Source organism: Brucella sp. IR073 (assembly GCF_049065735.1).
GTDB lineage: Bacteria > Pseudomonadota > Alphaproteobacteria > Rhizobiales > Rhizobiaceae > Paramesorhizobium.
The window spans coordinates 107804-120142 of the sequence record NZ_JBAKHD010000006.1; the positions used below are offsets into that span (position 1 = coordinate 107804).

Consider the following 12339-nt stretch of genomic DNA (forward strand, 5'->3'; position numbering starts at 1 on the left):
TCGAACTCACAGGGTCACCCATAGCGGCGCCCCTAATGCCGAATATCATATTTCCGGATTTATTCACGTGCTGCTTGAAGCGCCGTTCGCAGGAACCCGTCGCTTTTTGTCAGCGCCTTTTGCGCGTCTTCCATATCGAGACCGGTCAGCAGCATCAGGATCGCCAGTTTCACATTGTTGCCGGCCCTCGCCAGCCAGGCTTCCGCGAGATCAGGCGGGGAGCCGGTGGCTTCGACGATGATGCGGATGGCGCGGGCGTGGAGCTTTTCATTGCTGATCGACAGATCGACCATCAGATTCTCATAAACCTTGCCGAGGCGGATCATGCTGGCGGTCGAGAGCATGTTGAGCACGAGCTTCTGGGCCGTGCCGGATTTGAGCCTTGTGGAACCAGTCAGCACCTCCGGCCCCACGACAGGGCAAATGGCGGTATCGGCCATGGCCGCGAGAATGCAGGATGGGTTGCAGGTGAGCGCCACGGTGACGGCGCCGATGGATTTGGCATAGTCGAGCGCGCCGGCCGCATAGGGTGTGCGTCCGCTGGCGGCGATGCCCACCACCACATCCCTTGATGTCAGCGAAACGGCCTCCAGATCGCGCCGTCCCGCCTCGGCATCATCCTCCGCGCCCTCCACGGCCCGCATGACCGCCTTCGGCCCCCCGGCTATGATGCCGATCACCATATCCTCAGGAACGGAAAAGGTGGGCGGGCATTCCGATGCGTCCAGAATCCCAAGGCGCGCGCTCGTTCCGGCGCCGATATAGATCAGCCGCCCGCCCTGCCGGAACGCGCAAACGATTTCCTCCACAGCGCGGGCGATCTGCGGAATAACCTTTGCCACCGCAGCCGGGACGCGTTGATCCTCGGCATTCATCAACCGCAGAATATCCTCGGTGGGTAGAACATCGATCGCCATCGATTTCGGATTGCGCGCTTCCGAAACCAATTGATCCAGCTCTGCAATCAGGTGGCGCTGCGAAGACATGCGGGTCTCATTTTCCGTTAGGTCTGGCGACCATATATGGGCATTCGCCAAATCCGGCTCAATGAGGGGTGATATTGCTTCAAGTTTCCGCGTTGGTATCCAGTTTCGGCGTCATCGCCTCCAGCATGGGCAGCGAAGCGGCGCCGAGCGATGCCGTATACTGGCCGGTCTGCCCGCGGATCACCCGCGGCAGGGCGCGGGCGCGGCGCCCGGCAACCGAGATCGGCAGGCTGCCCATGCTGCGGATCAGATCGTCGATGATCGCATCGGGCAATATGCCGCCGAGAATGATGGTTTCGGGGTCGAGAATGTTTTCGATCATCGCAATCATCGGCGCCAGATGATCGGCGGCGTCCTGCAGCCACTCCATCAGGACGGGATTGCGCGCGGCATGGAGTTTTTCAAGCGTGGCGAAATCCGTATCCGCGACGCCCGACGCATGAAGCTTTTCGCGCAGGGCATGGACGGAGGCATAAGTCTCAAGACAGCCGTTCTGGCCGCAGGCACATCTGTTACCGTTCGGTGTGATGACGATATGGCCGATTTCGCCCGCATTACCGAAAGCCCCGCGATAGGGCGCGCCGTCCTGGATCATACCGAGGCCGATACCCGCGCCGAAATAGATCATGGCAAAATTCGATACCGCGTGGCCGGCCCCGAACAGACGCTCGCCCACCGCTGCTGCGTTCGCATCGTTCTCCACGAGGACCGGCTCGCCGCAGGCCTCGCTCAAGACCGCCGCCGCATCAAGGCCGGACCAGCCGGGCAAGGTGGTGGGGCCGACCGAACTCATGCCCTCAATGTCGAACGGACCGGGCATGACCACCCCGATGCCGAGCAGACGCGCTGGAAAGGCCGTCTTTGCCGCGTCGACTTCCGCGCGCAGTTGCGCCGAGAGCTTTTCCGGACTGACATCGTGGACAGGGCGTACGTGCTGCTTGCGCGGCGTGCCGGCAAGGTCGAGCACGGTGGTTACCATATGCGTCGATCCCATCTCCACGCCGATGGTGATCGCACCGTCCGGATTGACCGCGAACTGGATCGGCGGCTGCCCTCGCCCGGTTTTGAGCCGCCCCAGCTGCATCAGCATATTTTCCGCAACCAGCTCATCCACGATATTGGCGATGGCCTGTGCCGTGAGATGGGTCAGGCGGGCAATATGCATGCGGCCCAGCGGCCCGTGACGGCGCACGACATCCAGCACCACACGCCGGTTATGATCCCGGATTCGCTCAGGATTCTTGCCTAGCGTCACGGCTTGCGGCGTGCTTGCCGAGTGTTGATTCATGCGTCCTCCAAGTCTGCCGCGATCGATAGCGCCGGACAAATTTAACAGCAATATATTAATTCAACTAAATTATCTTATTGACAAAAGCCCCGCAAAATTGAACCGTATAGGTGGGCGGCAAAGCTGCCCTGGCTTCAAGGCGGGCAGAGAACCCCGCATGGGGCGAACTTCGGGCGCTGCGCAGGGGACGCGCGGCATATGGTGGAATTGGCGGGCGGCTTGGCGCCGCTGTGGGCCGGACCCAACAACCGCATTGCAAGCCGGTTGGGCGGGGCATCAAGGGAGGTTTTTATGCGTAAGCTGTTATTGGCAGGTCTGGTCGCCGGGTTGAGCGCGTTTGCGATCAATGCCGCCAAGGCCGTTGAAATCGAATATTGGCAATATGTCTTCGAATCGCGCGTCAAGGCGATGGACAAGCTCATCGCGAATTTCGAGAAGGACAATCCCGATATCAAGGTCAAGCAGGTCACCTTCCCCTATGACGACTATCAGACGCGCGTGATTGCCGCCAAGATGGCGGGCAAAAGCCCGGATGTGATGCAGCTTTTTTATGGCTGGCTCGACAAGTTTGTGACCGGCGGTATTCTGCAGCCGCTGCCGCAGGACGTTTTCCCGCACGACAAGATCGAGAGCGAGTTCTTCCCGATCGTTTCGGCGATGAAGCGCGGCGATGACTATTACGGCCTGCCGACCGCCGTCCGCTCGCTGGGCCTCTTCTATAACAAGAAGCTGTTCGCTGAAGCCGGGCTCGACCCCAACAATCCGCCGCACACGCTGGATGAAATGGTGAAAGCCGCCGAGAAGACGACGAAGCGCGATGCTTCCGGCAATCTTCTGGCTGAGGGCATCACGCTCGATATGCCCGGACAGGACCAGCATTGGTGGCGCGAGGTTCTGGTGCGCCAGTTCGGCGGCCAGCCTTATACCGACAATGACCGCAAGGTCGCCTATGACGACGCAGCCGGCGAAAAGGCGCTCGCCTTCTATACCGGCCTTCAGACCGAGCATAAGGTCGGAGAGGTCAAGTTCATGGATGAAGGCCAGGCGGCGTTCCGCGCCGGCAGGGCTGCCATGACGGTCGACGGCACCTTCCGCCTCGCCTCGTTCCGCACCATCAAGGATTTCGAGTGGGGCGTGACGGAGCTTCCGGCCAATGCCGAGGGCGTGCGTTCCAACTATGCGAGCTACTTCGCCAATGGCATCAGCGCCAAGACGAGCGGCGAGAAGCTGGAAGCGGCGAAAAAGTTCCTGAACTACATCACCTCGCCGGAAGCCATGGAAATCTGGCTGAAGGAAGCCGGTGAACTGCCCGCCCGCCGCTCCGCCGCGCTGACCAAAGAAAACCTTGCCGATCCCATTTTCGGCCCCTTCCTCAAGGGTCTCGAATATGCGCACACCACCCGCTTCGTCGATGAACTGAAGCAGCGCCAGATCGCGGTCGATATGGTCAACCGCGTCATTCTTGAGAAGCAGCCGGTTAAGGAATCCCTCGATCAGGCGGCCAAGGCCGAGCAGGAAGTGCTCGACGCGGCCAAGTAAGGCGATCACGCAAAAGCGAAGCGGCGGCGGCCGCTTCGCCTGTCCCTGCCTGCTACGGTACGGCATGTTCCGTCGCCGAAAGGTTTTGTAATATGACAATGACGGCTGAAACAGGCGGTGTGGCGAACGGACCTTCGGGCAATCGCCTCACGGGTCGCCTTTCTATGCGCACAAGACAGCTGATCTGGGTGTGGACCTTCCTCGCCCTGCCGATCCTGTTCTATTCGGTCATCCGCTTTTATCCGACGGTGGAAGCCTTCTGGCTTTCCTTTACCGATTGGGACCTGATGAACCCGCCGAAATTCATCGGCCTTGCCAATTACCAGAAACTTTTCGCCGATCCCGAATTCTGGAAGGTGTTCAAGAACACCTTCACCTATCTGCTGGTGGGCACGCCGATCAGCCTCGTCCTGGCATTTACGATCGCGTATTTTCTGGATCGCGTGCGGTTCATGCACGGCCTCATCCGCGCGCTCTATTTCCTGCCCTACCTCACCACGGCTGCGGCCATGGCATGGGTGTGGCGATGGTTCTATCAGCCCGCGCCCATCGGCGTCATCAACAATATCCTGAGCGCGCTCGGCCTGCCGCAACAGGGCTTTCTGCGCTCGGTGGATCAGGCGCTCTATTCGATCATGGCAACATCCATCTGGGCGGGCCTCGGCTTCCAGATCATCATCTTCATGGCGGGCCTGCGCGCCATTCCCAACACCTTCTACGAAGCCGCCCGCATCGATGGCCTCGGCGAATGGGCGATCCTGCGCAAGATCACCATTCCGCTCTTGAAGCCTACCACCGTCTTCCTCGTCGTCTTCTCCTCCATCGGCTTCCTGCGCATCTTCGACCAGGTCTACAACATGACGACCCTCGATCCGGGCGGCCCCCTCGGCTCGACTAAGCCGCTGGTGCTGATGATTTACCAGACGGCCTTCTCCTCCTACGCGATGGGCTATGCGGCTGCGCAAACCGTCGTTCTCTTCATCATCCTGCTTTGCGTTTCGCTGTTGCAGCTCTGGATCTTAAGGGAAAAGAAATGACAGCGCCCGCTCAAATGAAGCCCCTGCCGTTCCAGAACCTGCGGCCCGGCCGTATCGTGACATGGACGCTGCTCTTTATCGGCGGCCTCATCATGATCACGCCGCTGGCCTTCATGTTCTCGACTTCGCTGAAGACAGCGGGGCAGGTCTACGATCTGCGCCTGATCCCGGCCGAGCCGACGCTGCAGAACTATATCACCATCCTCGCCGATGGGCGTTTCGTGCGCTGGTTCCTGAATTCGATGATCGTCGCCGTGGTGGTCACGCTGTCCAACGTCTTCTTCGACAGCCTTGTCGGCTACACGCTGGCGAAATTCCACTTCCGCGGGCGCTATTTCATCTTTCTCGCCATCCTGTCCACGCTGATGATCCCCACCGAAATGCTCGTCATCCCCTGGTATCTGATGTCAAGCAAGCTCGGCTGGCTGGACAGCTATTGGGGCATCATGTTCCCCGGCATGATGACCGCCTTCGGCACGTTCCTGATGAAGCAGTTCTTCGAGGGCGTTCCGAACGACTTCCTGGAAGCGGCCCGCGTCGATGGCCTCAACGAGTTCCAGATCTGGTGGAAAGTGGCGATGCCGCTGGTGACGCCTGCACTCTCGGCGCTTGCGATCTTCACCTTCCTCGGCAACTGGACCGCCTTCTTCTGGCCGCTGATCGTCGCCACCAGCCCGGAGCTTTATACGCTGCCGGTCGGGCTTTCGAGTTTCGCCGTCGAGCAGTCCATCCAGTGGGAAATGATCATGACGGGCGCGGCCATCGCCACGCTGCCCACGCTCCTCGTCTTCATTCTTCTCCAGCGTTACATCGTGCGCGGTGTCATGCTCGCAGGCCTCAAGGGTTGAACCATGTCCCATCCCGATCCACGGCTCACTGACAAAAGCGTCTTCCCCGATCCGGTTTACAAGGAAACCGTGCTCCGCCCGCTTTTCGACGGCGCCAAGACCCACCATGTCGACGGCTTCCGCCGCATCGACCGCGCGCATCTCGTCATGCTGGCCGAAACCGGCATTCTCGACCTCGAGCAGGCATCCGCCATCGCAGGCGCGCTCGAAGCCATCGACCGGGAAATCGACCCGTCGAAACGCACCTATACCGGCGAGGTGGAGGACTTCTTCTTCCTCATCGAAAAGGAACTGAAGGCGCGTATCGGCGCCGATATTGCCGGTCGCCTGCATACGGCGCGCTCGCGCAACGATATCGACCACACGCTGTTCAAGCTTGGCTTGAAGGCCCGCATCGACACGCTGATGGCGCAGGCGCGCAATCTGCTGGATAACATGATTGCCGCCGCCGAACGGGAGAAGGAGACACTGATCGTCGCCTATACGCACGGCCAGCCGGCCCAGCCTTCGACCTTCGGCCATTATCTTTCGGCAGCCATCGAAGTTCTCATCCGCGACATGGAGAGGATGGAAGCCGCGCGCGCCATCGTCAATCTGTCGCCTATGGGGGCGGCGGCGATCACCACTTCCGGCTTCCCGATCAACCGCGCACGGGTCGCCGGTCTGCTGGGCTTCGCCGCCCCCCTACCCAATTCCTATAGCTGCATCGCGGCGGTGGATTACATCACCTCCACCTATTCGGCGCTGGAACTGATGTTCCTTCATCTCGGACGCCTCATCCAGGACTTCCAGTTCTGGACCAGCTTCGAGGTGGGCCAGATCTACGTGCCGCATGCCTTCGTGCAGATTTCTTCCATCATGCCCCAGAAGCGCAATCCGGTCCCGGTCGAGCATATGCGCCATCTGGCGAGCCAGACCATGGGCCGCGCCCGCACGGTGCTGGATGTGATGCACAACACGCCCTTCACCGATATGAACGACAGCGAGGGCGAAACGCAAGCGATGGGCTACGAGGCCTTCGCTTCCGCCGGGCGCGTTCTCGATCTTCTGGCTGCTTTCATCGGTGCGGTCCGCATCGATCCGGCGCGGGTGGCGGAAAATATCCGTCGCTCCTGCATCACCATCACGGAACTGGCGGACTCGCTGGTTCGCATCGAGGGCCTGTCTTTCCGTCAGGCGCATGAAATCGCTGCAAAGGTGGCGCGTGCCGTCGTCGCCATGGGCGGCGGGCTGGGAAAAGACGGGTTCGAGCCGTTTCTCGAAGCCTTCCGCGAATCCGCCGGGCGCGAACCGTCCTTCGGACGCGAAAAATTCGAGGAACTGGTCTCGCCGCAGCATTTCGTGGCGGTACGCGACCGTTTCGGCGGCCCTGCGCCTGCCGCGATGGAGGCAGCTCTTGCGCGGCACCGGGCGGAAGCCGAGCGCTTCAAGGCACAGGCTGTAGAACACGCGTCGGATGAGGCGGAAGCCGCGCGCGAACTCAATGAAAAATTCAGTGCACTTGTGGAGGCACGCTGATGGCGACCATCGAACTTGAAAAGCTGGTCAAGCGCTATGGCAAGGTCGAAGCCGTCCGGGCGATCGATCTTCAGATCGAGGATGGCGAATTCGTCGTCTTCGTCGGTCCCTCGGGCTGCGGCAAATCCACGACCCTTCGCATGATCGCCGGCCTCGAAGATATTTCGGGTGGCTATCTCAAAATTGGCGGCGAGATCGTCAACGAGCGCGACCCGAAGCAGCGCAACATCGCCATGGTGTTCCAGAATTATGCGATCTATCCGCATATGACGGTGCGCCAGAATATCGGTTTCGGGCTTTACACATCGAAACTGTCCAAGGCGGAAAAGGACAAGCGGATCGAGGAAACCGGCAAGGCGCTCGGCCTCGAGCCCTATCTCGACCGGCGCCCGGCTGCATTGTCCGGCGGCCAGCGCCAGCGCGTCGCCATCGGCCGCGCCATGGTGCGCAACCCCTCCGCCTTCCTCTTCGACGAGCCGCTGTCGAACCTCGACGCCCAATTGCGCGCGCAAATGCGCATCGAGATCAAGCGCCTCCACCAGCGCCTCAAGACGACGACCGTTTATGTGACCCATGATCAGGTCGAAGCCATGACGATGGCGGACCGGATCGTGGTCATGCGCGATGGCAGCATCCTCCAGACCGGCACGCCGACCGAGCTTTACGAAAATCCGGTCGATGTGTTCACGGCGCGCTTCATCGGCAGCCCGTCGATGAACCTCATCGCGGGCCGCCGCAGCGGATCGGGCGTCGCGCTTGCGGCTGATGGCGACATTCTCGTCGGCGTCCGTCCCCATGATCTCAAGGTAGAGGATGGCCAAGCCGCCAACGGCCTTTCGCTCACCGGCACGGTCGCAGCGGTCGAGCCGCTCGGCGCGGAAACGCTGGTGCATCTTGATATCGACGGCACTTCGGTGATCGCCACCGCGCCCGGCAAGATCATTCCGGTGACGGGCAGCACGCTCACCGTCTCCGCGCCCGCCGGCTGCCTCTATCTCTTCGATGCGAAGACCGAGAAGAGCCTGGGCCGCGCATGATACCGCAACATTTCAAGCGTCCTGCTGTCCTCAGCATAGGACGGATTTACTGCGACCTTATTTTCACCGGCCTGCCATCGCTGCCGCAGCCGGGCCGTGAGGTCTTTGCGGAGAATATGAAGATGGCGGCGGGCGGCGGCGCATTCATTTCCGCCGCGCATCTTGCCCATGCCGGACGGGCGGTGGCGCTGGTCGCACGGCTCGGGGTGGATGGCCTGTCGCGCGGCATCGAGCCGGACCTCTACATGGACGGCATCGACCTGCGTTTTCTCGAACGCGCCGAGGATGCGGGGCCGCAAGTGACGGTCGCAAGCGTGATCGGCCATGACCGCGCCTTCCTGTCGCGCCGCGCCGGTTCCGCCCTTCCGGCGACGCTTCCCGACGCACTGCAATGGAGCGACGCCGGGCATCTCCACATCGCCGAATTCGCCACGCTGCATGAGATTCCTGATCTCGTGCGGCAGGCGAAATCCGCCGGGCTCTCGGTTTCGCTCGATCCGAGCTGGGACGAAACGCTGATCTACGATCCGAACCTCCTCGCCGCATGCGAGGGCGTCGACATTTTCCTCCCCAACCGCGAAGAAGCGCACGCCATCACCGGCCATGACGTTCCGGCACGCGCGCTTGACGTCCTCGCCAGGCATTTTCCCGCCGTTGCTTTGAAAGGCGGCGGTGAAGGCGCGTGGCTTCGCACGGGCGATGCGGACATCCACTTGCCGGCGAAAACCGTTCCAGTCATTGACACCACCGGCGCGGGCGACGCCTTCAATGCGGGCTTCATCGATGCCTGGCTCGAAGGACGCGATGCGCATGGAGCGCTGGCAGCCGGGATCGAATATGGCAGCCTCGCCGTACAGGCAGCAGGCGGCGCCGCAATTCTGGCAACGTCCGACCGCTTGGCCAGCTGAGCGCCAGCTTTTGTTTCCGCTCCAGAGCAGGATGCAATCAACTTGAATCAGGCATCCTGCTCTGACTCTTTGTTTTTGCCGCATGATCTTATCCGAAAAGTCTGCAACTTTTCGGGATCATGCTCTACCCTTTCACGCCCGAGGAGATCATGACCGCCTCGGTGACCTTCTTCTGGAAGATCAGATAGGCAATGGCGACAGGCATGGCGCCGAGCAGCGCGACCGCCATCAGCCGGGCATAAAACACGCCGAAGGCGTCGTTGACCTGGGTGATGCCGACGGGGATGGTCATCTTGTCTTCCGTCGTTATCGCAAGGAAGGGCCAGAGGAACTGGTTCCACGCCATGATGAAGGTGATGATCGCGAGCGCGGTGGTGATCCCCCAATTGAGCGGAAGATAGATCTTGAAAAGCAGCGTGTAATCGCCGCCGCCATCGAGCACCACGGCTTCGCGCATTTCCTTCGGCACGGCGTCGAAGAACTGCTTGTAGACGATGATGACGACAGGCACGATGAGTTGCGGCAGGATGATGCCCGCCCATGTGTTGATAAGGCCGAGATCGTTCATCAGAATGAACTGCGTGACCACCAGAGCCTGCGTCGGCACCATGAAGCTTGCCAGCACGATGCCATAGAGCAGGCGGCGGCCGGGAAAGCGCAGTTGCGAGATCGCGTAGGCGCACATCATGCCCGAGACGATCACCGTCACGGTGATGATCGCCGCCGTGCCGATGGAATTGAAGTACCAGCTGAGGATATTGCTGTTCGTGAGAATGTCGGCATAGGCATGGAGATTGAACTCGTCGGGCAAAATCCCGGCATGTTCGGACACCACCCGCTCCTCCGTGCGGATCGAGGTGACGAAGGCCCAGTAGAGCGGGAAGATCCACAGCGCGGCGGCGAAGAACGTGCCTGACGTCAGCACGATATTCTCAATCTTGCGGATCTTGTTCATCGGCGGCCTCCCGCTTTCAGAAGCTGGAATTGCAGCACGGAGAGGGCTGCGATAACCACGAACAGCACGAGCGCGATGGCCGAGGCGTAGCCGCCATGGTTCAATGAAAACGCCTCCCGGTAGACCATCAGCAGCAATACGGACGACGAGTTGAACGGGCCGCCATTGCTGAGGAGATAGACCTGATCGAACAGCTTGAGCTGGAGGATGAGCTGCAGCGTCAGGACCAGCGCCGTGACCGGCCATAGCAGGGGCCATGTGACCCTGGTGAAGAGCTGCAGCCGCGTCGCGCCGTCGAGCTGGGCCGCCTCGTAATAATCCCTGGGGATGTTGCGCAATCCCGCGATGAAAAGCAGGACATTGAAGCCGTTCGTCCACCAGATGGTCACGAGGGCGATCATCGGCATGACCCAATAGGGATTTTTGAAGACGGGCACCGGCTTGCCGTAGAAGAAAGCGATCACCGGCTGCAGAACGCCGAACTGGAAATCCAGCATCCAGTTCCAGATATGGGTGACGACCGAAACCGGCAGGATGTAGGGAAGGAAGAAAATCGCCAGCGCCAGCGCCTGCAACCGGCCATTGAGGCGGGTGACCGTCAGGGCGATGCCCAGGGCCAGCGCCGTCGTCGGCACCACCGTCAGCAGGATGAAATAGCCGTTGTTCTTCAGCGAGGTGAGAAACAGCCTGTCGGTCAGCAGCCGCTTGAAATTATCGAGACCCACCCATTCGCCGGGGCCGATGAGCGGCCCGTTCGTCAGGCTCAGTTCAACGAGCCGTATGACCGGGTAGAGAAAGACCAGGCAGAAGGTCAGCACGAATGGCGCCACCAGTGTCGCGGCGACCGCCACCTCCTTGCGCCGGTTTGTAAGCATTGCCACGTCCAGAACCCTCCTGGAATGTTGGGGCGGCCGCATCGCTGGGGATGCAGCCGCGCCGGACACATCACTTCAGCGCATCCTGAAGGTCGGACTTGACCTGTTCAGCGGCTTCAATAGGCTCGGCATAGCCGTGGATGGCGGGCGAGAGGACGTTAATCGAGGCGTCATAGGCCGGCGACGCCACGCCTGCAATCGGCGAGCGCGGATCGTAGGACGCGGTGTTCGCCAGCGCCGCATAGGTCGCGTTCGGCTCCATCTTCTTGAAGTCTTCGCTCTCGGCCACTGGCTTATAGGCCGGGATATGGCCGGCATTGGCCCAGGAGAGCGAGTTCTTCTCCATCCAGCCGATGACGGTCATCACGGCCTTGCGCTTTTCCGGGGACATCTTGTTGTTCTTTGGAATGGCGAAGGCATGAGAATCCGCCCAGGTCGTCAGCGTCCCCATCAGATTCGGCACCTGCACCGCGCCCCATTGGAAGCCGAGCGTGCCCTTCTTTTCCATGTCGGCCAGGGTCGGCACTTCCCAGACGCCGTTCAGCATGAAGGCGGATTTGCCTGACGTGAAGAGGGCCACGGATGCCTCATAGGCGGCCTGCTCCGGCTGCCAGCCATTCTTGCCCCAATTCGTCATGACCTCGATGGACTTCGCGGCCTTCTGCAGATTGTCGCCGGGCAGAACCTCATTTCCTTCAATCAACTCGCCGCCCTGCTGGCGAAGAAGCGTGTAGAATATGCGGTAAACCCCGCCATCGTCGCCGGTGGCATAGGTGACGGGCGCCTCCGCGCCCTTCTCCTTGGCGAGCGCAAGGGCCTCCTCGAAATCCTTCAAGCTTGCGATGCCGGTCAGCTTGCCGTTCGCATCGAGGAAGCGTGAGCCTTCGAAAAAGGATTTGTTGTAATAAAGAACCAGTGAGTGGATATCGAAGGGCACGCCATAGAGGTTGCCATCCTCGCCGCTTGCGGCTTTCACCGAGGCGTCGAAGAAGTCGTTCTTGCTCAGCCCCGCATTCTTGAGATCGTCTTCCGTGATTTCGTCAAGCACATCTTCGTTGAGGCCAAGCGGCATGCGCGAGAGGTGATAGGTCATCACATCCGGCCCCTGACCCACGGCCACGGCTGTGCGCACCTTGGTGTAGAACGGGGTACCCCATTCGAGCGTGGTGCTGGTGATCTTGATGTCAGGGTGCTCTTCGTTGAAACGGCTGATGAGCGCCTTCATCCGCACCCCGTCGCCGCCGCTGAGAAAATCCCACCAGGTAATGTTCTCGGCCGTCCATGCAGGTGTTGCCATCAGAGCGATGGCGCCTGCCGCAAGCAGTTGTGTCAGTCGCATTCCCATATC

General features: G+C 60.9%; 11 protein-coding genes. 6 read left to right on the plus strand and 5 right to left on the minus strand.

The features are described from left to right. Positions 1 to 59: 59 nt before the first annotated feature. Together murQ and ACOWVG_RS14710 are read right to left on the minus strand one after the other, a co-directional pair. Positions 60 to 986 carry an N-acetylmuramic acid 6-phosphate etherase gene (gene murQ, locus ACOWVG_RS14705; RefSeq protein ID WP_420962997.1) on the minus strand — a complete coding sequence of 309 codons (927 nt, stop codon included), beginning with the start codon at positions 984 to 986 and terminating at the stop codon, positions 60 to 62. A gap of 79 nt (positions 987 to 1065) precedes the next feature. Beyond that, positions 1066 to 2274, minus strand: coding sequence for an ROK family protein (locus ACOWVG_RS14710; protein WP_420962998.1), 1209 nt, complete (start codon positions 2272 to 2274; stop codon positions 1066 to 1068). Between the two features lie 291 nt (positions 2275 to 2565). Between ACOWVG_RS14710 and ACOWVG_RS14715 the strand changes: the two genes are divergently transcribed. The 6 genes from ACOWVG_RS14715 to ACOWVG_RS14740 all read left to right on the plus strand — a co-directional run bounded on the left by ACOWVG_RS14715 (position 2566) and on the right by ACOWVG_RS14740 (position 9161). Further along, positions 2566 to 3813 (plus strand): extracellular solute-binding protein, encoded by a 1248-nt coding sequence (locus ACOWVG_RS14715; RefSeq protein WP_420962999.1) that lies wholly within the window; start codon positions 2566 to 2568, stop codon positions 3811 to 3813. Between the two features lie 92 nt (positions 3814 to 3905). Next, entirely contained in the window at positions 3906 to 4850 is a 945-nt protein-coding gene (locus ACOWVG_RS14720) for a carbohydrate ABC transporter permease (protein WP_420963000.1), read from the plus strand. Continuing rightward, a complete protein-coding gene (locus ACOWVG_RS14725; protein WP_420963001.1) occupies positions 4847 to 5698 on the plus strand; it encodes a carbohydrate ABC transporter permease in 852 nt (283 codons plus the stop codon). The genes ACOWVG_RS14720 and ACOWVG_RS14725 overlap by 4 nt, the downstream gene beginning before the upstream one ends. A gap of 3 nt (positions 5699 to 5701) precedes the next feature. Continuing rightward, positions 5702 to 7216 (plus strand): argininosuccinate lyase, encoded by a 1515-nt coding sequence (gene argH / locus ACOWVG_RS14730; RefSeq protein ID WP_420963002.1) that lies wholly within the window; start codon positions 5702 to 5704, stop codon positions 7214 to 7216. After that, positions 7216 to 8253, plus strand: a complete 1038-nt coding sequence (locus ACOWVG_RS14735) for an ABC transporter ATP-binding protein (protein WP_420963003.1) — start codon at positions 7216 to 7218, stop codon at positions 8251 to 8253. Before argH ends, ACOWVG_RS14735 begins: the two co-directional genes overlap by 1 nt. Further along, positions 8250 to 9161 carry a carbohydrate kinase family protein gene (locus tag ACOWVG_RS14740; protein WP_420963004.1) on the plus strand — a complete coding sequence of 304 codons (912 nt, stop codon included), beginning with the start codon at positions 8250 to 8252 and terminating at the stop codon, positions 9159 to 9161. The genes ACOWVG_RS14735 and ACOWVG_RS14740 overlap by 4 nt, the downstream gene beginning before the upstream one ends. A gap of 124 nt (positions 9162 to 9285) precedes the next feature. Here ACOWVG_RS14740 and ACOWVG_RS14745 read toward each other — a convergent pair whose 3' ends face one another. The 3 genes from ACOWVG_RS14745 to ACOWVG_RS14755 form a co-directional block, all read right to left on the minus strand. Beyond that, positions 9286 to 10116 carry a carbohydrate ABC transporter permease gene (locus ACOWVG_RS14745; RefSeq protein ID WP_420963005.1) on the minus strand — a complete coding sequence of 277 codons (831 nt, stop codon included), beginning with the start codon at positions 10114 to 10116 and terminating at the stop codon, positions 9286 to 9288. Next, positions 10113 to 10991, minus strand: a complete 879-nt coding sequence (locus ACOWVG_RS14750) for a carbohydrate ABC transporter permease (RefSeq protein WP_420963107.1) — start codon at positions 10989 to 10991, stop codon at positions 10113 to 10115. The genes ACOWVG_RS14745 and ACOWVG_RS14750 overlap by 4 nt, the downstream gene beginning before the upstream one ends. A gap of 70 nt (positions 10992 to 11061) precedes the next feature. After that, a complete protein-coding gene (locus ACOWVG_RS14755; RefSeq protein ID WP_420963006.1) occupies positions 11062 to 12330 on the minus strand; it encodes an extracellular solute-binding protein in 1269 nt (422 codons plus the stop codon). Positions 12331 to 12339 lie beyond the last annotated feature (9 nt).

Excerpts from the sequence above, each read along its gene's own strand:
- murQ (WP_420962997.1), bottom strand. The coding sequence starts at position 986 with ATGTCTTCGCAGCGCCACCTGATTGCAGAGCTGGATCAATTGGTTTCG.
- ACOWVG_RS14710 (WP_420962998.1), bottom strand. The coding sequence starts at position 2,274 with ATGAATCAACACTCGGCAAGCACGCCGCAAGCCGTGACGCTAGGCAAG.
- ACOWVG_RS14715 (WP_420962999.1), top strand. The coding sequence starts at position 2,566 with ATGCGTAAGCTGTTATTGGCAGGTCTGGTCGCCGGGTTGAGCGCGTTT.
- ACOWVG_RS14720 (WP_420963000.1), top strand. The coding sequence starts at position 3,906 with ATGACAATGACGGCTGAAACAGGCGGTGTGGCGAACGGACCTTCGGGC.
- ACOWVG_RS14725 (WP_420963001.1), top strand. The coding sequence starts at position 4,847 with ATGACAGCGCCCGCTCAAATGAAGCCCCTGCCGTTCCAGAACCTGCGG.
- argH (WP_420963002.1), top strand. The coding sequence starts at position 5,702 with ATGTCCCATCCCGATCCACGGCTCACTGACAAAAGCGTCTTCCCCGAT.
- ACOWVG_RS14735 (WP_420963003.1), top strand. The coding sequence starts at position 7,216 with ATGGCGACCATCGAACTTGAAAAGCTGGTCAAGCGCTATGGCAAGGTC.
- ACOWVG_RS14740 (WP_420963004.1), top strand. The coding sequence starts at position 8,250 with ATGATACCGCAACATTTCAAGCGTCCTGCTGTCCTCAGCATAGGACGG.
- ACOWVG_RS14745 (WP_420963005.1), bottom strand. The coding sequence starts at position 10,116 with ATGAACAAGATCCGCAAGATTGAGAATATCGTGCTGACGTCAGGCACG.
- ACOWVG_RS14750 (WP_420963107.1), bottom strand. The coding sequence starts at position 10,991 with ATGCTTACAAACCGGCGCAAGGAGGTGGCGGTCGCCGCGACACTGGTG.
- ACOWVG_RS14755 (WP_420963006.1), bottom strand. The coding sequence starts at position 12,330 with ATGCGACTGACACAACTGCTTGCGGCAGGCGCCATCGCTCTGATGGCA.